Annotated in this window: 18 protein-coding genes and 1 pseudogene; 1 reads left to right on the top strand and 18 read right to left on the bottom strand. The window is 72.2% G+C overall.

What is annotated here, in order from left to right; translation table 11 throughout:
- Positions 1-6: 6 nt before the first annotated feature.
- From ACH34T_RS28575 to ACH34T_RS28595, 5 genes are all read right to left on the bottom strand, one after another.
- Positions 7-1413, bottom strand: coding sequence for an RsmB/NOP family class I SAM-dependent RNA methyltransferase (locus ACH34T_RS28575; protein WP_396024017.1), 1407 nt, complete (start codon positions 1411-1413; stop codon positions 7-9).
- Positions 1413-2339, bottom strand: coding sequence for a methionyl-tRNA formyltransferase (gene fmt / locus ACH34T_RS28580; RefSeq protein ID WP_396024018.1), 927 nt, complete (start codon positions 2337-2339; stop codon positions 1413-1415). Before fmt ends, ACH34T_RS28575 begins: the two co-directional genes overlap by 1 nt.
- The gene (gene def / locus ACH34T_RS28585) at positions 2340-2885 is read right to left on the bottom strand and encodes a peptide deformylase (RefSeq protein WP_396024019.1); all 546 of its coding nucleotides are present in this window, start codon (positions 2883-2885) and stop codon (positions 2340-2342) included. It lies immediately after the preceding gene.
- A 65-nt stretch (positions 2886-2950) separates the two neighbouring features.
- Positions 2951-4759, bottom strand: a complete 1809-nt coding sequence (locus ACH34T_RS28590) for a hypothetical protein (protein WP_396024020.1) — start codon at positions 4757-4759, stop codon at positions 2951-2953.
- A 16-nt stretch (positions 4760-4775) separates the two neighbouring features.
- Positions 4776-6890, bottom strand: a complete 2115-nt coding sequence (locus ACH34T_RS28595) for a primosomal protein N' (RefSeq protein WP_396024021.1) — start codon at positions 6888-6890, stop codon at positions 4776-4778.
- A gap of 257 nt (positions 6891-7147) precedes the next feature.
- Between ACH34T_RS28595 and ACH34T_RS28600 the strand changes: the two genes are divergently transcribed.
- Positions 7148-8707 carry an MFS transporter gene (locus ACH34T_RS28600; protein WP_396024022.1) on the top strand — a complete coding sequence of 520 codons (1560 nt, stop codon included), beginning with the start codon at positions 7148-7150 and terminating at the stop codon, positions 8705-8707.
- Between the two features lie 94 nt (positions 8708-8801).
- On the opposite strand, the gene metK is transcribed toward ACH34T_RS28600, so the two are convergent.
- The 13 genes and pseudogenes from metK to pyrR all read right to left on the bottom strand — a co-directional run bounded on the left by metK (position 8802) and on the right by pyrR (position 23604).
- Positions 8802-10007 carry a methionine adenosyltransferase gene (gene metK / locus ACH34T_RS28605; protein WP_396024023.1) on the bottom strand — a complete coding sequence of 402 codons (1206 nt, stop codon included), beginning with the start codon at positions 10005-10007 and terminating at the stop codon, positions 8802-8804.
- Positions 10008-10197: 190 nt separating this feature from the next.
- Complete coding sequence (gene coaBC / locus ACH34T_RS28610; RefSeq protein WP_396024024.1) at positions 10198-11418, bottom strand: bifunctional phosphopantothenoylcysteine decarboxylase/phosphopantothenate--cysteine ligase CoaBC; 1221 nt, start codon at positions 11416-11418, stop codon at positions 10198-10200.
- Between the two features lie 83 nt (positions 11419-11501).
- Positions 11502-11756: a DNA-directed RNA polymerase subunit omega gene (gene rpoZ / locus ACH34T_RS28615; protein ID WP_030144991.1), complete on the bottom strand. Its 255-nt coding sequence runs from the start codon at positions 11754-11756 to the stop codon at positions 11502-11504.
- A gap of 25 nt (positions 11757-11781) precedes the next feature.
- Positions 11782-12375 carry a guanylate kinase gene (gene gmk / locus ACH34T_RS28620; RefSeq protein WP_396024071.1) on the bottom strand — a complete coding sequence of 198 codons (594 nt, stop codon included), beginning with the start codon at positions 12373-12375 and terminating at the stop codon, positions 11782-11784.
- A gap of 159 nt (positions 12376-12534) precedes the next feature.
- Positions 12535-12861 carry an integration host factor, actinobacterial type gene (mihF, locus tag ACH34T_RS28625; RefSeq protein ID WP_026405770.1) on the bottom strand — a complete coding sequence of 109 codons (327 nt, stop codon included), beginning with the start codon at positions 12859-12861 and terminating at the stop codon, positions 12535-12537.
- 748 nt (positions 12862-13609) lie between these two features.
- Positions 13610-14311 (bottom strand): orotidine-5'-phosphate decarboxylase, encoded by a 702-nt coding sequence (gene pyrF / locus ACH34T_RS28630; RefSeq protein WP_396024025.1) that lies wholly within the window; start codon positions 14309-14311, stop codon positions 13610-13612.
- The gene (locus tag ACH34T_RS28635; protein WP_396024026.1) at positions 14308-15288 is read right to left on the bottom strand and encodes a dihydroorotate dehydrogenase; all 981 of its coding nucleotides are present in this window, start codon (positions 15286-15288) and stop codon (positions 14308-14310) included. Before ACH34T_RS28635 ends, pyrF begins: the two co-directional genes overlap by 4 nt.
- A complete protein-coding gene (locus tag ACH34T_RS28640) occupies positions 15285-16172 on the bottom strand; it encodes a dihydroorotate dehydrogenase electron transfer subunit (protein WP_396024027.1) in 888 nt (295 codons plus the stop codon). The genes ACH34T_RS28635 and ACH34T_RS28640 overlap by 4 nt, the downstream gene beginning before the upstream one ends.
- A 206-nt stretch (positions 16173-16378) precedes the next feature.
- A pseudogene (gene carB / locus ACH34T_RS28645) lies at positions 16379-19693 on the bottom strand (carbamoyl-phosphate synthase large subunit); the annotation flags it as partial.
- Positions 19693-20826, bottom strand: a complete 1134-nt coding sequence (gene carA, locus ACH34T_RS28650) for a glutamine-hydrolyzing carbamoyl-phosphate synthase small subunit (RefSeq protein WP_396024028.1) — start codon at positions 20824-20826, stop codon at positions 19693-19695. The pseudogene carB and the gene carA, both read right to left, overlap by 1 nt.
- Positions 20823-22106 (bottom strand): dihydroorotase, encoded by a 1284-nt coding sequence (locus ACH34T_RS28655; RefSeq protein WP_396024029.1) that lies wholly within the window; start codon positions 22104-22106, stop codon positions 20823-20825. The genes carA and ACH34T_RS28655 overlap by 4 nt, the downstream gene beginning before the upstream one ends.
- Entirely contained in the window at positions 22103-23044 is a 942-nt protein-coding gene (locus ACH34T_RS28660) for an aspartate carbamoyltransferase catalytic subunit (protein WP_396024030.1), read from the bottom strand. Before ACH34T_RS28660 ends, ACH34T_RS28655 begins: the two co-directional genes overlap by 4 nt.
- On the bottom strand, positions 23041-23604 hold the full coding sequence (gene pyrR / locus ACH34T_RS28665; RefSeq protein ID WP_396024072.1) for a bifunctional pyr operon transcriptional regulator/uracil phosphoribosyltransferase PyrR: 564 nt from the start codon (positions 23602-23604) through the stop codon (positions 23041-23043). Before pyrR ends, ACH34T_RS28660 begins: the two co-directional genes overlap by 4 nt.
- Positions 23605-23619 lie beyond the last annotated feature (15 nt).

The following is a 23619-nucleotide window of genomic DNA, read 5'->3' on the forward strand; positions in this document are numbered from 1 at the left end:
CCCGGGTCAGGTACGGCGGAGGAGGGCCAGGAACATCGCGTCCGTGCCGTGGCGGTGCGGCCAGAACTGCGCATAGGGGCCGTCACCGAGGCCGGTGAGATCGGGGGCGACGGACGCTAGGACTTCGGGGGCGTCGAGCCGTTCAACGTCGTCGCGTTCGCGCAGGACGTCGTCGACGACCACCCGCGTCTCGGCGAGGTGCGGAGAGCACGTGACGTAGGCGACCACACCGCCGGGTCGGACGGAGTCCAGCGCCGCGGCGAGCAGTTTCCGCTGGAGCGGGCCGAGTTCGGCGACCGACTCGGGGCCGCGTCGCCAGCGCGCCTCTGGGCGGCGGCGGAGGGCACCGAGGCCGGTGCACGGCGCGTCCACCAAGACCCGGTCGAAGGACGCTGGCCGCCACGCCGGGGCGGTGCCGTCGGCCGCGACCACGCCGGTACGGGCGTCGACCGCGTCCCGGACCAGCCCGGCGCGGTGGGGCTGGAGGTCGGCGGCGAGGAGCCGCGCGTCCCGCTGGACGGCGAGGGCGGAGAGCAGCCCGGCCTTGCCTCCGGGGCCTGCGCAGAGGTCCGCCCAGCGCGAGTCACGGCCATCCAGGGGCGCTTCGATCAGAGCCAAGGTGACCAGCTGGCTCGCCTCGTCCTGGACGGCGGCGCGCCCGTCGCGGACGGCCGCGATGCCAGCCGGATCGCCTTCGGGCAAGAAGGCTCCGTAGGGCGAGTAAGGAACGGGTTCTGCACCCGCGTCACGCAGCTCTTGCATGGTCGCTCGACCGGGACGTGCGACCAGGGTGACACGGGGGCGGGCGTTGTCTGCGGCGAGCAGTTCATCGATCTCGCCGCTGCCGACGGCGTCGCGCAGTGCGGACACGATCCATTTGGGGTGGCTGTGCCGGATGGAGAGACGCGTGGTGGTGTCGGCGTCGGCGGGCGCGACGATTTCCAGCCACGCGTCCATGTCGCGGGTGGCGACCTTGCGGAGCACCGCGTTGGCGAACTTCGCCTGCCCTGGGCCGGAGACAGAGCGTGCGAGTTCGACCGTGGTACCCACGGCGGCGTGCGGCGGGATCCGCGTCCCGAGGATCTGGTGCGCGCCGAGGCGCAGGACGTCCAGGAGCGGTGCGTCGATGCGCCGCAGCTCACGGTCGCTGCACAGTGCCAGCACTGCGTCGTAGGTACCGCGTCCGCGGAGCGTGCCGTAGGTGAGCTCGGTGGCGAGGGCGGCGTCGCGGCCGGTGAGGCCGCGGTCGCGCAGGCGGCTGGGCAGCAGGAGGTTGGCGTAGGCGTCGCGCGTCTCGACGGCGCGGATCACGTCGAACGCGGTGCGCCGGACGAGGTCCTGGGGGCGGCCCGTCCTGCGCGGCCCGCCCGGCCTGCGGTTCTGGGTGCGTCGGCGGTCACGGGCGGGTGGCATCAGTGCAGCGCGTCCTTGCCGATGAGGTTGACGCCGCGGGCCCAGTCGGCCGCGGACATGCTGCGCTTGCCCTGCGGCTGGACATCGCCGAGGGCGACGGGGTGCGTGGCCGTCCCCACCAGTACCTCGTTCTTTCCGGCGTGCAGTTCGCCGGGCGAGAGCTTGTCTGCGTCCGGGGCCGGACGGACCGGCCCCAGCTTGACGCGCGTCTCACGGAAGTTCGTCCACGCGCCGGGCGCGGGAGTGCAGGCACGGACGAGGCGGTCGACGCGCAAGGCCGGGCTGCGCCAGTCGACGTGGCCGTCCTCTGGCGTCAGCTTGGCCGCGTGGGACACGCCCTCCGTGGGCTGCGGCCGGGGCTCCAGGACGCCCGCCTCGATGCCGTTCATCGTGTCCAGCAGCAGGCTCGCCCCGGCGACGGCCAGGCGGCCCAGCAGGTCGCCGGTGGTGTCGGTCGGCTGGATCGGCTCGGTGAGGACGCCGTAGACCGGGCCCGTGTCCAGGCCTTCCTCGATCTCGAACGTGGCCGCGCCGGTCACGTCGTCGCCGTGCAGGATCGCGCGCTGGACCGGCGCGGCGCCGCGCCAGGCGGGCAGCAGCGAGAAGTGCAGGTTCACCCAGCCGTGCCGGGGGATGTCGAGGGCCTCGCGGGGCAGCAGCGCGCCGTAGGCGACGACGGGGCAGCAGTCGGGCGCGATCTCGCGGAGCCGGTCCAGGAACTCGGGATCGCGGGCCTTGGCCGGCTTGAGCACCTCGACGCCCGCCTCGGCGGCGAGCGAGGCGACCGGGCTGGCGCTGAGACGGCGCCCACGGCCCGAACGCCCGTCCGGCCGGGTCACGACCGCGGCCACCTCGTGCGAGGAGCCCAGAAGCGCTGTGAGGGCCGGGAGCGCGGTCTCGGGCGTCCCCGCGAAGACGAGCCTCACCTAGATCGCCTTCCCGAGGGTGCGGTGCGGCGAGTCCTTGACGACCGGGGCCGGGTCGCCGAACCACTCGGCCTCCCTGATCGCCTTCATCGCGGCCTTGCGCTGCTCGGGGTCCATCCGGTCGATGAAGATCACGCCGTCGAGGTGGTCGGTCTCGTGCTGGACGCAGCGGGCCAGCAGATGCGTGCCCTCCAGCGTGATCGGCTCGCCGTGCATGTTGAAGCCCTTCGCCACGGCCCGGACGGCACGCGCCGTGGGGAACGCCAGGCCGGGCAGGGACAGGCAGCCCTCGTCGTCGGTCTCCTGCTCGTCCGACAGGTCCAGGGTCGGGTTGACCACGTGCCCCAGCCGGTCGTCGACGTAGTAGGTGAACACCCGCAGGCCCACGCCGAGCTGCGGCGCGGCCAGGCCCGCCCCGGGAGCGTCGATCATCGTGTCGGTGAGGTCCTTGACGAGCTGGCGCAGCTCCTTGTCGAAGTCCTTCACCGGATCCGCGGGCGTGCGGAGCACGGGGTCACCGAAGAGGCGGATGGGCTTGACGGCCAACGGGGACTCCGTTTCTTGCGGGGTGGGGATGCTCCGTCCAGTCTACGGAGCAACGTGTGGACGTTTCACACGCCGTGGTGCGCGCCGTGGTGCGCGGATCGCGCCTTGTAGGCGGCGGTCCGGGCCGCCTTGGCGGTCGCCTTGTCGGGGTGGTGCGCGCCCAGCGCCTCCAGGACGTCGGCCACACCGGGATGGTCGGTGCGCCACAGGTCGTCGACCATGGCCCTCATCTCCGCTCCCGGCGGCGCGTCGATCAGGGCCGCCTCGACCGCCTCCTCGGGTTCGGCGGTCTCCAGCATCCCGGCGACGGTGTCGACGAACACCCAGAGGTACTCCTCGCGGGCCAGCTCCCGTCCGGACGGGTCTCCCGCGGCGTTCAGCCAGAGCGCGGCGTAGGGCGAGACCAGCGGATGCTCCTGCGCGGCGCGGACCACGCCCGCCGCCTCGGGGCCGACGCGGTGCAGGACAGCGGCGGCGAGGTTGCGCGCGCCGGGGCCACCCGTCCGCATGACGTCCAGGAGGTCGGCGGCGGCGTCCTTGGGGTCGTGGCGGGCCAGCCAGCCGTCGATCTCCTCGTCGGCCGCGTCGGGCCGGTACCAGGTGAGCCCGGAAACGAGCTCGGACGCGCGGGCCCCGGCCAGCTCGCCGATCACGGGCGCGGTGAACCCGTCCGCCAGCAGCAGCTCCCGGACGGCCCACACGCCCAGCGGCGTCAGTTCGCGTCCCTTGCCGGACGTCTCGACGACACCCCACTCCTCGAGCGTGGCCAGTTCGAGGAAGAACGCGTCCGATACGAGCGCGGGCATGGTCTCGGCGTCGGTCAGGTCGTAGGCCTCCTGCACGTGGTCGAGCAGCGCGCCGATGAGCGCTTCGGGCTCGGTGGGCTCCTCCTGCTCGTACAGGTGGATGAGGACGCCCGTCATCTCGTTCTGGACGAGTTCCAGCGCGTCCAGGCCGTCCGCGTAGTCGTGCCCTGGGACGACCATCGCCTCGAACACCGGCAGCCAGGCGGCGAGGAACGTCGGATCGTCGCTGGATTGGAGGTCGTCCAGGGACTGCCCTGGCGTGGCCGTGCCGCCCTCGGCGGTGATGACCTTCGCCTCTACGGCCGCCCACCAGAGGCGTTCCAGTTCGCCCGCGTCCTCCATCTGCCCATGGCTGCGCGGGGTCTCCAGATCGAGCGCGAGGGCGGCGGCCAGGGCGTCGTCTTCGGTGAGGGTGTCGTGCTCGGTGAGGTCGCGCGCACCCGTCCAGCGGGCCAGGGCGAGGACGTTCTCGGTCAGGCGGGAGCGGCGCGCGGCGCCGGCCACGTCCGCCTCCGGGGCGAGCCGGACGGGCGGGACGACCAGTTCCTCGACCTGCTGCAGATAGCCCTCGGTGCGCGCGTAGCGCTCCTCCTCGGGCAGCGCCTCGAAGTCCCGGATCCACGCCTCGACGGCCTCCTGGTCGTCCAGGGAGACCCCGTCGGCCTGCATCAGCCCGCCGATGACCTCCGCGGCCGCCTGCCGCTCCTCGGTGTCCATCTCGGCGACGAGGTCGGCGAACGCAGGGCCGGTCCGGTCGATCTCCGTCTCCAGCTCGGCGGCGGCGGGCGCGGGCACGGCGCCGGTGTCGCGCAGGTAGGCGACGATGCGGCGGAGCGCGTCCAGGACGGTCGGGACGTCGTCGCCCCCCGCGACCACGGACTCCGGGAACACGTTCAGGAGCAGCTCGCGGAGCGCCTCGGGCGTCAGCGCGTCCGCGCCCGGCAGGCCCATCTCGTCGCGCAGGAGTTCGAGCAGGATGCGCGCGCCCTGCTCGTCCAGCGGCTCGCCGCGTTCGTCCGCCCACCGCCGCAGGTCGCCCGCGGTGGTCTCCACCCAGTTGTCGGCCACCCGAGAACCCTATTGGTCAGATCAGTTCCAGGGGGTCGATCTGGACTCGTACCGTCTCCGTCGACTTGCGCGCGCTCCGGACGCCCTGGGCTTCCTTCAGCGCGCGCGCGAGTGCGTGCCCAGTGGCCCTGGGCACGCGTATCAGCGCGCGCTCCTTGTCGCGCACGTCGGCTCCGGCGACGGGCGCGGAAGGGACCGGCACGGGCCCGAGCACCTCGGCCCCATCGGGCAGCCGGGCATCGGCCAGAAGCTCCCGGATGGCGGCGGGAGTCCCGGTCAGCGACGCCATCCGCGCGGCGGGCGGGAAACCCACCTCGTTGCGCTCGGCCAGTTCACGCTCCGCATACGTGACCGGGTCCCACCGGACGAGTGCCTGGACGGCCGGCAGCGACCCCTCCGCGGCAACCACGACCGGCCCCTGCGGACGGACGAGCGACGCCGCGTTCATCCACCGCCGCAGCGTCTCCTCCCCGGCGCGCAGATCCGGCCGCCCGAGCAGCACCCAGCCGTCCAGCAGTAGCGCAGCCGTGTACCCGCCTTCGGCGGGCGGCTCGGCCCCCGGCGTGGACACCACGAGAGCCCGTTCCGGGCCGAGCCGTTCGAGGATCGCGTCACGTCCAGAGGTGCGCACCGGCACGCCGGGGAACGCCCTGCCCAACTCCTCCGCCGTCCGTTTGGCACCGACCACGACAGCGCGCAGATGGACGAACCCGCATTCGGGGCACTGCCAGTCACCCGCGATGCGTCCGCACCACCGGCAGTAGGGCGCGGCATGGGAGGACGGCAGCGACAACGGCCCCTGGCACTCCACGCACTGCGCGGGTGTACGGCACCGCGCGCAGGCGATGGCCGGGACGTACCCGCGCCTGGGAACCTGCACCAGGACGGGGCCCTCCTCCAGCGCCTGCCTGGCGGCCTCGAACGCGACGTTCGGCAGGCGTGCGGTACGGGCGGCGGCATCGCGGGCGAGCTGCGCGTCCTCCCCCACGTACCGGACGCGGGGCATCGCCGTCCGGACACGTCCCCGGTCGGCCGTGAGCGTGTGCGCCCAGCCGGACTCGACGAGCTGCGTGGCGTCAGTGGTCCTCGTGAACCCTCCTATGAGCGCCCCAGCGGACGCTCTGTGCGCACGCAAAGCGAGGACGTCGCGCGCATGCGGATACGGAGCGTGCGGTTCGGCGTGGACGTCGTCGCCGTCGTCCCACAACACGGCCAGGCCGAGGTCGGCGACGGGAGCGAACATCGCGGCACGCGTGCCGACCACCGCCCGCGCGGTGCCGCGCAGGATCGCCAGCCACCTCCGGTAGCGCTCCGCGGGGCCGAGTTCCGCCGTCAGCGCGACATGAACGCCCTCCCTCAGCTCGGCCTTGAGCGCGGCGTCCATCCGGGCCACGTCGCGCCCGTCGGCCACGACGACCAAGGCACCGCGCCCACTCCGAAGGGTCACCGCGACGGCCCGCGCTATGGCGGCCGTCCAGTCGGGACCGGGCAGCGCCGTCCAGACCGCCCGCGGGGCCCTGCCGTCGGCCAGCGCGCTCAGGAACGACGCCCCGGCCGGGTAGTCGAGCCACACGCCGAAGTCGTCTCCGCCAGCGTCCTCGGACGGCTCGACCCCAGCGTCCTCCGGCGCGACCACAGGTTCCGCTTCCACACGCGCATGCCGTGGTGGAACAGCCAGCCGGAGCACGTCCGCGAACGTGCCCGCGTAACGGTCGGCCACCTCCCGGACCAGCGCGGCGACCTCCGGCGTGAGGACTCTCTCCGACGACGTGACCCGCTCCAGAAAGAGCAGCTTCCCCTCGTGATCGCTCTCGGCGACCCGCTCCAGGACGAACCCGTCGACGAGCTGACCGGCGAAGCGCACCCGCACCCGGCAGCCGGGCACCGCCTTCGCGTCCATCTCCGCCGGAACCAGGTAGTCGAACGGACGATCCAGGTGCGGCAGGGACATGTCGACGGCGATCCGCGCCACGGGCAGTTCCCCGGCCGGACGGCGCGCCCCCTTCTTCCCGACCTTGCCCGGCTTACCGGCCTTGCCGGCCTTTTCTGACTTCTCCGGCTTGTTCGGGGACTTTCGCGGCAGATCGTCCAGCCCCGGGATGAGGTCAGTTCCGCCACCGTCCTTGGTCACGTTCCCGTCCTACCAGATCAACCCGACAGTCGATCGCGCACGCTAGGGTTGACCCATTCGTACGGGGCGCGCATCCGTTGGCCCATTGCCCGATCCCTTCTGCGCCCTCGCCGTCCGACGAGCCCGTGCAGGCGATGACCACAGCGCATACTCAAGAGCGGGCGGACGCCCATGCCCCGCGTGGGCCGTCACGCCGTTCCTCAGGCCCCTCGTCCCCCGCCTCCTGGCGCAAGTGGGCGAACCCGCGCCATCCGGTGGTGGCCGCGACGGTCGCCGCGGGCGTGCTCCATCTGGTCTGGGCGCTGTTCCTCGCGACCGAGGGCGGCGACCTGGCCGCCCAGGCCGCCTGGACGGACTTCGCCTGGAAGCACCCCACGGCGGCCTACAGCTTCGCCTGGTACGGCGGAATGCACCCCGCGTCCTACAGCCTCATGTCGCCGTACCTGATGGCGCTCTTCGGCATCCGCACGGTCGCCGTCGTGTCCGGGACGCTCTCCGCCGCCCTCACTGCGTACCTCCTGCGCCGCTTCAAGGCGCCCGTGGCCTTGCCCGCGTCCCTCTGGGCCGCGTTCGCGCTGTCGTGCAACTCCGCGTCCGGACGGGTCACGTTCGGCCTCGGCCTCACGTTCGCGCTCATGGCGACGATCGTCGCGTTCACGCCGCGCGGCACACCGGCGCTGCGCGCGGCCGGGATGGTGGGCCTCGGCCTGCTGTCCACGCTCGCGAGCCCCGTCGCGGGCCTGTTCCTCATGGTGCTGGCCGCCGCGCTGATCCTCACCGGGCGCCGCCGCGCCGGGATCTGCATGGCCGTCGGCCCGCCCGTCGTCGTCGGGACGACGAGCCTGCTGTTCCCGTTCAGCGGCGTCCAGCCGATCTCGGTCACCGCCATCGTGCTGCCCACCCTGGCGAGCGTCATCGCCATGCTGACGTGCGCGCCGCGCGGCTGGACGCTCGTCCGCGTCGGCGCCGGCGTGTACCTGGCCGGGATCCTGCTGACCTGGCTGGTCCCGTCCCCGGTCGGCAGCAACGTCGAACGCCTCTCGCTCCTGTTCGGCGGGATGTTCCTGCTGTCCGCGGTGGCGCGCGCGCACGGGCGCGTCCGTATCGCCGTGCTGTCGCTCGCGTTCATCGTCACCGCGTCCTGGCAGGTCGTGAAGCCCGTCGACGACCTGATCCACACCGAGCCCGCGGCGACCGCCGCCGGGAACGCCAGCGGCCTCATCGCCGAGCTGAAGGCCGTCGGCGCCGACGACGGCCGCATCGAGGTCGTCCCGCTGCGGTCCCACTGGGAGTCCTCCGGGCTGAGCCGTCATTTCGTCCTCGCGCGGGGCTGGAACCGTCAGGTCGACGCGGAACGCCACGAGCTGTTCTACGAGGACGGCGCGCTGACGGCCGACGCCTACCGCGCGTGGCTGCACGAGTGGGCGGTGCAGTACGTCGTCCTGCCCGAGCAGGAGAGGGACTGGTCGGCCCGGGAAGAGGCCGCCCTCGTCGAGAACGGCCAGTCGTACCTCACGGAGATCTGGAGCGACGACCACTGGCGGCTGTTCCGCGTCCTGCGCGCGACGCCCCTGGTCGACCGTCCGGCGTCGGTCAGCGAGCTGAACTCCGGTCAGCTCGTCGTCGACATGCCGTCCAGCGGGTCCGTCCTGGTGCGCGTCTCCTGGTCGCCGTGGCTCAGGGTGTCGGGAGGGGGCGGGGACGCCTGCCTGGCGCGCGCGGGCGACTTCGTCCGGTTGAAGGCAAACAGGCCCGGCCGCTACACCCTCGCGGCCCGCTACAACCTCAGCCGCGGCAACCACTGCGAAGAATCCTGACCCTCCAGCGACACCGCGCGCCAAGCCCCGAGAACCCGCGCACGAAAAAGCCCCGGAGACGCACGTCCCCAGGGCCCTTCGTCGTGCCGGACGGTTACAGGCCCGCCGCGGAGGCGAGGTCCTTGGCGCGGTCGGTCGACTCCCAGGAGAAGTCGGGCTCCTCCCGGCCGAAGTGCCCGTAGGCGGCGGTCCGCTGGTAGATCGGACGGAGCAGGTCCAGGTCGCGGACGATCGCGGCCGGACGCAGGTCGAACACGTCCCCGATCGCCTTCTCGATCGCCTCGGGCGCGACCTTCTCGGTGCCGAACGTCTCGACGAACACGCCGACCGGGTGCGCCTTGCCGATCGCGTAGGCGACCTGGACCTCGGCCCGGTCGGCGAGCTGCGCGGCGACGATGTTCTTGGCGACCCACCGCATCGCGTACGCGGCGGACCGGTCGACCTTGGACGGGTCCTTGCCGGAGAACGCGCCGCCGCCGTGCCGGGCCATCCCGCCGTACGTGTCCACGATGATCTTGCGGCCGGTGAGGCCGGCGTCGCCCATCGGGCCGCCGATCTCGAAGCGGCCGGTGGGGTTGACCAGCAGCCGGTACCCGTCGGTGTCGAGGTCGAAGCCGGCGAGCACCGGGTCGACGACGTGCTCCTTGACGTCCGGGGTCAGTAGCTCCTTCAGGTCGATGTCGGGGGCGTGCTGGCTGGACACGACGACGGTGTCGAGGCGGACGCCGCGGTCGCCGTCGTACTCGATGGTGACCTGCGTCTTGCCGTCGGGCCGCAGATAGGGGACGTCGCCGCTCTTGCGGACGGCCGACAGCCGCTGCGCGAGCCGGTGCGCCAGCGTGATCGGCAGCGGCATCAGCTCGGGCGTCTCGTTGGTGGCGTACCCGAACATCAGGCCCTGGTCGCCGGCGCCCTGCCGGTCGAGGTCGTCGCCCCGCTTGTCGCGGTCCTCGCCCTCGCGGGTCTCGTAGGCGTCGTCGACGCCCTGCGCGATGTCGGGCGACTGCGCGCCGATGGACACCGACACGCCGCAGGAGTGGCCGTCGAAGCCCTTCTTGGACGAGTCGTAGCCGATCTCCAGGATCTTCTCCCGGATCACGCCCGGGATGTCCACATAGGTCTCGGTGGTGACCTCACCGGCCACATGCACCTGACCGGTCGTGATCATCGTCTCGACGGCGACCCGGCTCTTCGGGTCGTCCTTCAGCATCGAGTCGAGGATCGCGTCGCTGATCTGGTCCGCGATCTTGTCCGGGTGTCCTTCGGTCACGGACTCGGAGGTGAACAGACGGCGAGACACGTACGTGCACTCCTTGCAGCGGCTGCTGACTGACGTCGCAGGACGGATATGTCTTCAATTTCGGTGGGGAATGCCCCCTACCCCACCGATGCTAGGGCCGAAGTCTAGCGGGATCGTCCCCCGGCACATCTCCGAACGGGCTCGTGAACGGCCGGGCGACCGGGCCGGGCGGGCGGATGTCGATCGGGCGTCAATCGGGTGCCAGCGGTTCGAGGCGCGCGGCGACGAGGTCCCAGACGACGTCGGCGAGAGCCTCCTTGGCGCCCCGCGGCACCTCGGTCGCGGAGCCGTCCGCGCCGAGGACGACGGCCGCGTTGTCGGGCCGCCCGAAGGCCAGGTCCTCGCCGACCTGGTTGACGACGAGGAGGTCGCTGCGCTTGCGGGCGAGCTTGGCGCGGCCGTTCGCGAGGACGTCGTCGGTCTCGGCCGCGAAACCGACGATCACCTGGCCCGGACGGCGGATCTCGCCGAGCTCGGCCAGGATGTCGGGGTTCTTGACGAGCCGGATCGGCTCCGGCTCCGTCCCCTCCGCCTTCTTGATCTTCGAGCCGTGGTAGCCGGCGGGACGGAAGTCGGCGACGGCGGCGGCCATCACGACCGCGTCGGCGGCCCCTGCGGCGGCGAGGACGGCCTTGCGCATGTCCTCGGTCGACCCGACGGCGACGACGTCGGCGCCCGCCGGGTCGGGCAGGGCGACGTTGGCGGCCACGAGCGTCACGCGCGCGCCGCGGGCCACGGCGGTCCTGGCGAGCGCGTAGCCCTGCAGGCCGGACGAGCGGTTCCCGATGAAGCGGACGGGGTCGATCGCCTCCCGGGTGCCGCCCGCGGACACGACGACGTGCCGTCCGGCGAGGTCGCGGGGGGCGGCGCCGCGGGCCAGGACGCGCCGGGCGACCTCGAACAGCTCGTCCGGGTCGGGCAGCCGACCGGGGCCGGTGTCCTTGCCGGTGAGCCGTCCGGACGCCGGCTCGACCACGACGGCGCCGCGGGCCCGCAGCGTCGCGACGTTGGCGCGGGTCGCCGGGTGCTCCCACATCTCGGTGTGCATCGCGGGCGCGAACACGACCGGGCACCGCGCGGTGAGCAGGGTGGTGGTGAGCAGGTCGTCGGCCAGCCCCTGCGCGGCCCTGGCGAGCAGGTCGGCGGTGGCGGGGGCGACGAACACCAGGTCGGCGGTCTGCCCGAGCCGGACGTGCGGCACGTCGGCGACGCCGTCCCACACCTGGGCGGAGACCGGCTTGCCGGACAGGGCGGCCCAGGTCGGCTCGCCGACGAAGCGGAGCGCGTCCTCGGTCGGGACGACGGTGACGTCGTGGCCCGACTCGGTGAGCCGCCGGAGCAGCTCGCACGCCTTGTACGCGGCGATGCCAGCGCTCACGCCCAGAACGACGCGCGGCTTTGGGGAGGTCATGCGGTCACTGTCGCATCAGGCGCCGGACGCGGGCGCGCCGGGGGCCGTGGAACGGCGTGGCCCGGCGGGCCGCTCGCGGGCGCTCAGCCCTCGATGGGCTCGGCGTTCAGGAGGCCTTCGCGCGTCTCCCGCAGGGCGATCGACAGCGGCTTCTCCTGGACCTGCGTCTCGACGAGCGGGCCGACGTACTCCAGCAGGCCCTCGCCCAGCTGGGCGTAGTAGGCGTTGATCTGGCGTGCGCGCTTGGCCGCGATGCTCACGAGACCGTACTTGGTGTCGACGACCTCGAGGAGCTCGTCGATCGACGGGTTGGTGATGCCCTCACTGCTGGTTGCCACCCGGTGGCCTTCCGATAGGTCGCGACTAGTCAACAGCCATCAAGGTTAGCAGCTCCCCGCACACGTCCTGGACGGACGTGTTGACGAGCGTGACGTCGAACTCCTTCTCGGCCGCGAGCTCGACGCGGGCGGCGTCGAGGCGGCGCTGGATGACCTCGGGGGGCTCGGTGCCGCGGCCGGTGAGGCGGCGGACGAGCTCCGCCCAGCTGGGCGGCGCGAGGAACACCAGGCGGGACTCGGGCATGGACCGGCGGACCTGCCGGGCGCCCTGCAGGTCGATCTCCAGGAGCACCGGCTCGCCGCGGGCGAGCCGCTCCTCGACGGGCCGACGCGGGGTTCCGTAGCGGTTGCCCGCGAACTCGGCCCATTCGAGGAGCTCCCCTTCGGCGACGAGCCGGTCGAAACCGGCGTCGTCGACGAAGAAGTACTGCACACCGTGGGTTTCACCCGGCCGGGGGGACCGGGTGGTCACCGAGACCGACAGCCACACCTGGGGGTGTGATCGCCGGATCTCGGCGACGACCGTGCTCTTGCCGACGCCCGACGGCCCGGACAGGACCGTCAGCCGCCGCGCGAGCTGGCCATGCGATTCGGAGCCTTCCGGCGCCGGGTCGACCATTCTCATCCGGCCTGCCCGCGGAGGCGTGGCCTGCGCGGGCCTGCCGGGGACGGGAAGCGGTCGACGGGAGCACCGGGGTCGGACGGGATGGAGCCGGGTTCGGGTCGCCCCGAGCCGGCCGCGGCGGTCTGACCGCCGCGCCCGCCCGTGAGTCGTGCGTCAGCGGTTCGCACTTCCGCCGAACTCACGCTCCAGGGAGGCGCGCTGGTTGGCACCGAGGCCCCGCACACGGCGGGACTCGGCGATTCCCAGACGCTCCATGATCTGCTTCGCACGGACCTTGCCCACACCGGGCAGTGATTCCAGGAGGGCCGACACCTTCATCTTTCCGATGACGTCGTCGGACTGACCCTCTTTGAGAACCTCGGCGAGCGAGGTTCCCCCGTGCTTGAGCCGATTCTTAACCTCGGCCCGCTCTTTGCGTGCCTTGGCAGCCTTCTCCAAGGCTGCGGCGCGCTGTTCGGGGGTTAGGGGCGGAAGAGCCACGCCGGGTCACCTCAGGTTTCCACTCGACGGAGTCGGACGGGTTGGGAAACTAGCGAGTTCACCGCCCATTAGGCAACGTGAAGTGCCGTTTAGCCCGCCATAAATTCACGAAAATCACTCAGCGGAGTGTCCTGAATACAGAGTGTACACAACTCGGGGCCCTCGGCGGCGCATCCCCCCGCCTTGCTGGGACTTTCGCATGATCGTGAAAATCCCCCCTTTCTGACCCCATATGCGGCACTCGATACCCATTTGCCACCCCGGTTCGCGGCCCCGTCGAACCGCCGTGCCGCGCCGCCGCGGACCGTCCGGGGCCCCGGCGCGGCCGCCCGCCGGCGTCCCCTGTGAGGTCCCCCACAACCGGCCCCGACCGAGTGACGCTCGTCACGCCGCGCCGTTCCGCACGTCGCGGCGGCCCCGCAACTGCCATCCTCGACAACACGCCACCCGCCAAGACCGTCCTCTCCTCCCGGAGGCGCACCGCCGCAGCAGCTCCCCCGCCCGCCGCCAGGGCACCCCCATGGACGCGGAACCACCGCCGATCGCGCCGGAAGCTTCCCGGACGTGAATCGTCGCTCCGCGTGAACGAGTTCTATCGTTCGGTACGTTCGGCAATGCCGAAACCTCAGCCTCTGCATTCGCATGCGACTAAAACCACAAAGTGCGATCCCCCACGTCCAGAACCACGGCAGAACTTGCCCACAAAGCAGTGTTCTATTGCCGCGCGGCACCACTCACGCCGGCCCGATCAGGGCGCGCCGGCGGACGTTCTGCGGAGGGCGGCGGCGATGGCGGCGGCCGCGGCGCCCGGGTCGGGGGCACCGGTGATTGGGCGGCCGATGACCAGCAGATCGGCGCCGGCGGCGAGGGCGTCCTCGGGGGTGGCGACGCGGGCCTGGTCCTGGTTGGCGGCGCCCGCGGGACGGACGCCGGGGGTGATGAGCGTGATGCCGGGGCCGACCTCGGCGCGGACGGCCGCGGCCTCCTGCGGCGAGCAGACGAGGGCCTGGGCGCCCGCCTCGACGGCCAGCGCGGCCAGGCGGCGGACGGCGTCCGGCGCGGGTCCCGCGAGGCCGAGGGCGGTGAGATCGGCCTCGGAGAGCGACGTCAGGACGGTCACGGCGGCGATCTTGGTGGCGGGGACGGCCTCGACGGCGGCGCGGATCATGGCGGGGCCGCCGGCGGCGTGCACGGTCAGGTACGACGGCTTGAGGCGCGCGACGGCGCGGGCGGCGCCGCGCACCGTCGCGGGGATGTCGTGCAGCTTGAGGTCCAGGAAGACCTGGACGCGGCTGGCCCCGCGGACGCTGGCGACGACGTCCGGGCCGTAGCGCAGGTAGAGCTCCAGGCCCACCTTGACGGTGGAGACGTGCGGGGTGACCAGGGTGGCCCAGCGCGCGGCCGTCTCCAGGTCGGGCGCGTCCAGCGCGACGGCGATGGGGGCGGTCACAGCTTCTCCTTCTCGGGCTCTTCGGGGCGCACCTGCGGCGGGACGTACCCGGCGGGCTTGTGCGCGAGGCCGACGGCGTCGGGGAGGCGGCCGATGCGGCGGGCGACCAGGGCCTCCTCCAGCTCGCGCAGGACGCGGGGGGCGGCCGTCGGGTCGTGGAAGGCGGCGGTGCCGACGGCGACGGCGGAGGCGCCCGCGAGGATGAACTCCAGCGCGTCCAGGCCGGTGGCGATGCCGCCGACGCCGATGACGGGCGTGCCGGGCAGCGCGGCGTGCACCTGGTAGACGCAGCGGACCGCGATCGGGCGGACGGCGGGCCCGGACAGCCCGCCCGACACGCCGGTGAGGGCGGGCCTGAGCGTCCGCTGGTCGATCGCCATGGCCTCCATGGTGTTGATCAGGGTGAGGCCGTCGGCGCCCGCGTCGACGCAGGCCAGCGCGATGGTGACGATGTCGGTCACGTCCGGGGCGAGCTTGGCGAAGACGGGCGTGCCCGGCGCCGCCTGCTGGCGGACGGCGCGGACGACGGACGCGGCGGCCGACGGGTGCCAGGCGAACATGCGGCCGCGGTCCTCGACGTTTGGGCAGGAGATGTTGACCTCGATCGCCGCGACGCCCGGGACGTGCCGGAGGCGGCGCGCCAGATCGCCGTATTCGCCGACGCTGTTGCCGGCGACGGACACGATCGTGCGGACGTCCTGCTCGATGAGCCACGGAAGCTCCTGTTCCAGGAATGTCTCCACACCGGGCCCAGGAAGGCCCATTGCGGTCAGCAAACCGGAGGGGGTTTCGGTCACGCGAGGTGTGGGCCGTCCCGCGCGGGCTTGGGGCATCACGGAGGTGGTGACGAACGCTCCCAGACGGGAGAGGTCGAAGAACTGGGCGAGCTCGCGTCCCGTCCCGCCGCACCCTGCGGCCGTCATGACGGGGTTGGGGAGCTCCAGAGGCCCGAGTGTGGTCCTGACCCGGTCGCTCACTGGGAGCCCCCCTCGGAGACGCTCAGGACGCGCGGCGCGCCGAGCGCGTCGAACGGGATGGTGCCGAGGTCGCCCCAGCGGACGAGGTCGCCGCGCAGGACGGGCCCGTCCGCGCATGCGCGGATCATCCGGGTGACGCCGTCTTCGCCGTGGACGGGGAGCATGCACGTCATGCACACGCCGATGCCGCACGCGCCCGTCCGCTGGAGGAATTCTTCGACCGACACCTGGGACGGCAGCCCGAAGTCGGTGGCGACCTGCGTGACCGAACGGAGCAGGGTGGTGGGGCCGCAGCCGTAGACGACGTCCGCGCCCGTCTCCTCGATGACGCGGGGCAGGACGTCGCGGACGGTGCCCTTCTCCCCCATCGACCCGTCGTCGGTGGCGACGGTCGAGGAGTCGCCGATGCGCTGTGCCATGCGCGAGCCGAACACCTGCTTGGCCGACGGCCCGCCCAGGACGAAGTGCACCTGGCAGCCGCGCCGCAGCAGCGTGTCGGCGAGCGCGAACACGGCCGCGCCGCCGGGGCCGCCGCCGACGAGCAGGCAGGTGACGGGGTCGCGGGGCAGGCGGAAGGGGCGTCCGAGCGGTCCGACGAGGTCGATCTGGTCGCGGGAGCGGCGTCCGGCGAGCCAGGCCGTGCCGGGCTCGGTGTCGGCGAACACCAGCTCGACGGTGCCGCCGTAGTCGGACTTGACCTCGTGCACCCCGAAGCAGCGGCGGATCAACCGGGACGTGTGCTCGCCGCCCACGGCGAGGGCCACGAACTGGCCGGGCCTGAACCGCTCGGCGATGGCCGGGGCCACCAGCGTCATCGCGTGGTAGTCCTGCACCTGGCGGACCGTCAGGACCGTCGCCGACGTCTGCACCGGCGTGTCGGACACCCGTCTCCCTCTCCTCGTCGCGTGCGGGGGGCGGGCGGCGGGCCCTCCTCCAGGCCCGCCGCCCGGCCCGCCCGGTTCTGTCACCCGGGTCCCGGGTCTCCGTCCGCGGCCCCCGCGCCCGTGCGCGGGGCCTCGTCGCCCGTGCGCGGGGCCTCGTCAACCGCCCGCGGGCTCTCGTCCGCCGCGCGCGCGCCTGTGCGGCCGTGGGCGCCGCTGAGCCGCTCGGCGTGCTCCTGGAGGGAGCGGACGCCGACCTGCCCCCCGGCGACGGCCTCGATGCCCTGCACGGCGGCGGCCAGGCCCTGGACGGTCGTCACGCACGGTACGCCCCGCAGCACGGCCGCGGTACGGATCTCGTAACCGTCGAGCCGGGGCCCGGACTGGCCGGGGCTGCCGAAGGGAGTGTTGACGATGAGATCGACCTCGCCGTCCAGGACGCGCCGCACGATCGTGGGCTCGCCGGACGGTCCCGGACCCGCGCTGTGCTTGCGCACGATCTTGGCACGCACGCCGTTGCGGCGCAGGATCTCCGCGGTCCCTTCCGTGGCAAGAATCTCAAAGCCCAGGTCAGCGAGGCGCTTGACCGGGAACACCATGTGTCGTTTGTCGCGGTTCGCCACGGACACGAAGACGCGTCCCTTGGTGGGCAGCGAGCCGCCGTAGGCGGCCTGCTGCGACTTGGCGAACGCGGTGCCGAACACCTCGTCGATGCCCATGACCTCGCCGGTCGAGCGCATCTCGGGGCCGAGGACGATGTCGACGCCCTGGCCGTGCTCGTTGCGGAACCGGTCGAACGGCAGGACGGCCTCCTTCACGGCGATGGGCGCGTCCAGCGGCAGGCTCCCGCCGTCGCCCGTCTCGGGCAGCATCCCCTCGGCGCGCAGTTCCGGGATGGTGGCGCCCATCATGACGCGTGCGGCGGCCTTGGCGAGCGGTACGGCCGTCGCCTTCGACACGAACGGGACGGTGCGGGACGCCCGCGGGTTGGCCTCCAGGACGTACAGGACGCCCGCGGACAGCGCGTACTGGACGTTCATCAGCCCGCGCACCCCGACGCCACGCGCGAGCGCCTCGGTCGCCTCCCGGATGCGGCGGACGTCGTCGTGCCCGAGCGTGATGGGCGGCAGGGCGCACGCCGAGTCGCCGGAGTGGATGCCGGCCTCCTCGATGTGCTCCATGACGCCGCCGAGGTACAGGTTTTCGCCGTCGAACAGGGCGTCGACGTCGATCTCGATGGCCTCGTCCAGGAAGCGGTCGACAAGGACGGGGTGTTCTGGGCTGGCTTCGGTGGCGCGAGCCATGTACGACTCCAGCGTGACGTCGTCGTACACGATCTCCATGCCGCGCCCGCCGAGCACGTACGAGGGACGCACGAGGACCGGGTAACCGATCTCGGCGGCGATCTCGCGGGCGTCCTCGTAGGACGTGGCGGTGCCGTGCTTGGGCGCGAGCAGCCCGGCCCTGTGCAGGACGCGTCCGAACGCACCCCGCTCTTCCGCGAGGTGGATGCTCTCCGGCGAGGTGCCCACGATCGGGACGCCGGCGTCCTTGAGCTTCTGCGCGAGCCCCAGGGGCGTCTGGCCGCCAAGCTGGACGATGACGCCCGCCACCTCGCCGGACTGCTGTTCGGCGTAGACGACCTCTAGGACGTCCTCCAGCGTGAGGGGCTCGAAGTAGAGCCGGTCGGAGGTGTCGTAGTCGGTGGAGACCGTCTCGGGGTTGCAGTTGACCATCACGGTCTCGTAGCCCGCCTCGGCCAGCGTGAACGAGGCGTGGACGCACGAGTAGTCGAACTCGACGCCCTGGCCGATGCGGTTGGGTCCGCTGCCGAGGATGAGCACCTTGGGCTTGGTGCCCGGCGGTACTTCCGTCTCCTCGTCGTAGGCCGAGTACAGATACGGGGTCTGCGCCTCGAACTCGGCGGCGCAGGTGTCGACGGTCAGGTAGACGGGACGGATGCCGAGCGCGCGCCGAAGTTCCCTGACGACCTCCTCCGACAGGCCGCGCAGTTCGCCGATCTGCGCGTCGGAGAACCCGTGGCGCTTGGCGCGCAGCAGCTTCTCCTTGGTGAGCGCGTCGTCGGCGGTGCGGATCTCTTCGGCGATCTCGTTGATGGCGGAGATCTGGTCCAGGAACCAGGGATCGATGCCGGTCGCCTTGTACAGCTCCTCGACGCCGGCCCCGGCCCAGAGCGCGCGCTGGACGGCCTTGAGCCGTCCGTCATGCGGGCGCTTGGCCGACTCGACCAGCTCGGCGGCGTCGGCGTCGCCCGTCCAGCTGAACGACGAACCCTTCTGTTCGAGCGACCGCAGGGCCTTCTGTAGCGCTTCGGTGAAGCAGCGTCCGATGGCCATGGCCTCGCCCACGGACTTCATGTGCGTGGTGAGCGTCCCGTCGGCGCCGGGGAACTTCTCGAACGCGAACCGCGGCACCTTCACCACGACGTAGTCGAGCGTGGGCTCGAACGACGCGGGCGTCTCGCGGGTGATGTCGTTCGGGATCTCGTCGAGCGTGTAGCCGATCGCCAGTTTCGCCGCGATCTTCGCGATCGGGAAGCCGGTGGCCTTGGACGCCAGCGCCGACGACCGCGACACCCGCGGGTTCATCTCGATGACGATCATCCGGCCGGTGCCGGGGTGCACGGCGAACTGGATGTTGCACCCGCCGGTGTCGACGCCGACCTCGCGGATCACGGCGATCGCGACGTCCCGCATGTTCTGGTACTCGCGGTCGGTCAGCGTCAGCGCGGGCGCGACGGTGATCGAGTCGCCGGTGTGCACGCCCATCGGGTCGAGGTTCTCGATCGAGCACACGATCACCACGTTGTCGTGGCGGTCGCGCATGACCTCCAGCTCGTACTCCTTCCAGCCGAGGATGGACTCCTCCAGGAGCACCTCGGTGGTCGGGGACGCGTCGAGCCCGGCGCCGGCGATGCGGCGCAGGTCGTCCTCGTCGTGCGCGAAGCCGGAGCCCGCGCCGCCCATCGTGAACGACGGCCGCACTACGACCGGGTAGCCGAGGCTTCCCGCGGCGGCGAGGCACTCGTCCATCGTGTGGCAGATCAACGACCGGGCGGACTCGGCGTTCAGGCCCCGCTCGCGCGCGACCTTCGCGACGACGTCCTTGAATCTCTCCCGGTTCTCCCCGGCCTGGATCGCGTCCACGTCGGCGCCGATCAGCTCGACCCCGTACTCGGCCAGGACCCCGGCCTCGTAGAGCGCGATGGACGTGTTCAGGGCCGTCTGGCCCCCAAGGGTGGGCAGCAGCGCGTCCGGCCGCTCCTTCGCGATGATCTTCTCGACGACCTCGGGGGTGATCGGCTCGACGTAGGTGGCGTCGGCGAACTCGGGGTCGGTCATGATCGTGGCGGGGTTGCTGTTGACGAGCGTCACCCGCAGCCCCTCGGCCTTGAGGACGCGGCACGCCTGGGTGCCGGAGTAGTCGAACTCGCACGCCTGCCCGATGACGATCGGCCCGGAGCCGATGACCAGGACGGACGTCAGGTCTGCACGGCGCGGCATTACAGCGACCCCTCCTTCGGCGACCGCTCCATCAGTTCGCAGAAGCGGTCGAAGAGGCCGGAGGCGTCGTGCGGGCCCGCCGCCGCCTCCGGGTGGTACTGGACGCTGAACGCCGGGCGCTCCAGCAGCCTCAGCCCCTCCACGCACCCGTCGTTCAGGTTCACGTGGCTGACCTCGGCCGGGCCGTAGGGCGTGTCGAAGGGGCCGTCCGCGGGGGCGTCCACGGCGAAGCCGTGGTTGTGGGCCGATACGTCGACCTTGCCCGTCGTCCGGTCCTGGACGGGCTGGTTGATGCCCCTGTGGCCGAACCTCAGTTTGTACGTCCCGAGGCCGAGCGCACGGCCGAATATCTGGTTGCCGAAGCAGATGCCGAAGAACGGGGTTCCCGCGTCGAGAACGCCTTTCAACGCGTCCACGGCGTAGTCGGCGGCGGCGGGGTCGCCGGGGCCGTTGGAAAAGAACACGCCGTCCGGGTTGAGAGCGAGAATGTCTTCGGTCGTGCTCGTGGCCGGCAGGACGTGGACTTCGCAGCCCCGCTCGGACATCCGGTAAGGCGTCATCGACTTGATTCCCAGGTCGACGGCGGCGACCGTGTAGCGCTTTTCGCCCTTCGCCTGGACGACGTACGGTTCCTCGGTCGAAACGTCGCGTGCGAGGTCGGCGCCTTCCATCGAAGGGCTCTGCCGCACACGTTTCAGCAATGCGTCCTCGCCGGGCGCGACGGCGTCCGTTCCGCTGAAGATGGCCGCGCGCATGGCGCCCTTGTCGCGCAGGTGCCGCGTCAGCGCGCGCGTGCCGGGAATGGCGATGCCCACCACACCCTGGTCACGCAGCGCCGAACCCAGCGAACCGGTGGCCCGCCAGTTGGACGCCACACGCGCGGGCTCACGCACCACATAGCCGGCCACCTGGATCCGGCGGGATTCCGGGTCCTCGCCGTTCATGCCGGTGTTGCCTATGTGGGGGGACGTCATGGCCACGATCTGGCGCGCGTACGAGGGGTCGGTCAGGGTCTCCTGGTAGCCGGTCATCCCGGTGTTGAAGACCATCTCGCCGAACGTCTCCCCTACGGCGCCGTACGCGGCCCCGTGGAAGACCCTGCCGTCTTCCAGAACGAGCAGAGCAGGGTTCACTGGAGCTTCCCTTCCAGGACGGTCGGCGCGCCGCGCAGGAACGTGGCGACGACCCGTCCGGGCAGCTCCAGCCCCGCGAACGGGGTGTTGCGGCTCTTGGACGTCAGGGCCGACGGGTCCACGGTGCGGCGCGGCGACGGGTCGTACAGCGTGATGTTGGCGGGCGACCCCGCCTCCAGCGGACGACCCTGTCCGCTCAGCCGGCCGATGCGCGCGGGACGGACCGCCATACGGTCGGCGACCTCGGGCCAGTCGAGCAGCCCGGTCTCGACCATGGCCTCCTGGACGACGGGCAGCGCCGTCTCCAGGCCGACCATGCCCATCGCGGCGACGGCCCACTCGGTCTCCTTGGCCTCCACCGGGTGCGGGGCGTGGTCGGTGGCGACGCAGTCGATCGTCCCGTCCGCGAGGGCGTGCCGCAGCGCGGTGACGTCGTCGGCGGTGCGCAGCGGCGGGTTGACCTTGAAGATCGGGTCGTAGGTCTCGGCCTTGGCGTCGTTCAGCAGCAGGTGGTGCGGCGTGACCTCGGCGGTCACCGGACAGCCCTTGCTCTTCGCCCACCGGATGATCTCCACCGACCCGGCCGTGGACACGTGGCAGACGTGCAGCCGCGACCCCACGTGCTGGGCGAGCAGCACGTCCCTGGCGATGATCGCCTCCTCGGCGACGGCGGGCCAGCCCGGCAGCCCGAGCGCCGCGGACATCTCGCCCTCGTTCATCTGCGCGCCCTCGGTGAGCCGCGGCTCCTGCGCGTGCTGGGCGACGACGCCGTCGAACGCCTTCACGTACTCCAGCGCCCTGCGCATGATGACCGCGTCCGACACGCAGTGCCCGTCGTCGGAGAAGACCCGTACCCGCGCGGCGGAATCGGCCATCGCGCCCAGTTCGGCGAGCTGTTCACCGGCGATGCTGCGCGTGACCGCCCCGACGGGCTGGACGTCGCAATATCCGGCCTCGCGCCCCAGGCGCCAGACCTGTTCGACCACTCCGGCCGTGTCCGCGACCGGGTCGGTGTTGGCCATCGCATGGACGGCGGTGAATCCGCCCATCGCGGCGGCCTTCGTCCCGGACTCGACGGTCTCGGCGTCCTCGCGGCCCGGCTCGCGCAGATGGGTGTGCAGGTCGACGAGACCGGGCAGCGCTATGAGGCCGTCGGCGTCGACGGTCTGCGCACCGGCCGCGTCCAGCCGGGAGCCCACGTCGGCGATGGCGCCGTCGCGAACCAGGATGTCGGCGGTCTCCCCACCGAGAACCCGTACGCCCTTGATAAGGAAACTCACTGGGAGACCTCCTGGCCGATGGCCGGCTCGGAACCGCCGAGCAGCAGGTAGAGGACGGCCATGCGGGCGCTGACGCCGTTGGCGACCTGTTCGACGATGGTGGAGCGGACCGAGTCGGCGACCTCGGCGGCGATCTCGACGCCGCGGTTCATCGGGCCGGGGTGCATGACGATGGCGTGGTCGGGCAGCGAAGCCATGCGCTCGGCGTCCAGCCCGTAGCGGCGGCTGTACTCGCGCACGGACGGGAAGTAGGAGGCGTTCATCCGCTCCTGCTGGACGCGCAGCATCATGATGACGTCGCTCTTGGGCAGCACCCCGTCCAGGTCGTACGACACCGAGCACGGCCAGGTGTCGATGGCGACCGGCAGCAGCGTCGGTGGCGCGACCACGGTGACGTCCGCTCTGAGTGTGTTGAGCAGCAGGACGTTGGATCGTGCAACGCGGCTGTGGAGGACGTCGCCCACGATCGTCACCCTGCGCCCCTCCAGGTCACCGAGGCGCTTGCGCATCGTGAACGCGTCCAGGAGGGCCTGGGTCGGGTGCTCGTGCGTGCCGTCGCCCGCGTTGACGACGCTACCCTGCACCCACCCGGCCAGCCGGTGCGGTGCGCCCGACGCGCCGTGCCTTATGACGACGCCGTCCGCGCCCATCGCCTCCAGCGTGAGGGCCGTGTCCTTCAGGCTCTCGCCCTTCGACACGCTCGATCCCTTGGCGGAGAAGTTGATGACGTCGGCGGACAGCCGCTTGGCCGCAGCCTCGAACGAGATGCGGGTGCGGGTGGAGTCCTCGAAGAAGAGGTTGACGACCGTCCGGCCGCGCAGCGTGGGCAGCTTCTTGATGGACCGGCCCGCGATCTGCGCGAGCTCCTCGGCCGTGTCGAGGACGAGCAGCGCGTCCTCCCGGCTCAGGTCGGCGGCGGAGATCAGATGGCGGTTCATTCGGCGGCACCCCCCGTCGGGCCGAGCAGCACGGCGTCGCGGCCGTCGTTCTCGTCCAGCAGGACCTTCACGGTCTCGCGCATCGAGGTGGGCAGGTTCTTGCCCACGTAGTCGGGCCGGATCGGCAGCTGCCGGTGCCCGCGGTCGACGAGCACGGCGAGCTGGACGGCGCGCGGCCGCCCGAGGTCGTTCAGCGCGTCGAGCGCGGCGCGGACCGTCCGCCCGGAGAACAGCACGTCGTCGACCAGGACGACGACCCGGTCGTCGACGCCCTCGGGCGGCAGCTCGGTGCGGCCGAGGGCGCGGGCGGGACGCATCCGCAGGTCGTCCCGGTACATGGTCACGTCGAGCGAGCCCCAGGGCACCGGGCGGCCCTCGACCTCGCGCAGCGCCCCGGCCAGCCGGTCGGCCAGCGTCACGCCGCGGGTCTGGATGCCGAGCAGCAGGACGTCGTGGCCGCCCTTGGTCCGCTCAAGGATCTCGTGTGCGATCCGGGTCAGCGCGCGCCTGATGTCGGGACCCTCCAGAACGGCCTTGGGCCGGGGGTCACCGTCCGCCACGCGCGCCGCCGGGGG

The sequence above is a fragment of the Actinomadura sp. 9N215 genome (assembly GCF_044326345.1).
In the GTDB taxonomy this organism is placed as follows: domain Bacteria; phylum Actinomycetota; class Actinomycetes; order Streptosporangiales; family Streptosporangiaceae; genus Spirillospora.

Coding starts and splice junctions, on each gene's coding strand:
- coaBC (WP_396024024.1), bottom strand. CDS start 11,418: ATGACCTCCCCAAAGCCGCGCGTCGTTCTGGGCGTGAGCGCTGGCATC.
- ACH34T_RS28575 (WP_396024017.1), bottom strand. CDS start 1,413: ATGCCACCCGCCCGTGACCGCCGACGCACCCAGAACCGCAGGCCGGGC.
- gmk (WP_396024071.1), bottom strand. CDS start 12,375: ATGGTCGACCCGGCGCCGGAAGGCTCCGAATCGCATGGCCAGCTCGCG.
- ACH34T_RS28660 (WP_396024030.1), bottom strand. CDS start 23,044: ATGAACCGCCATCTGATCTCCGCCGCCGACCTGAGCCGGGAGGACGCG.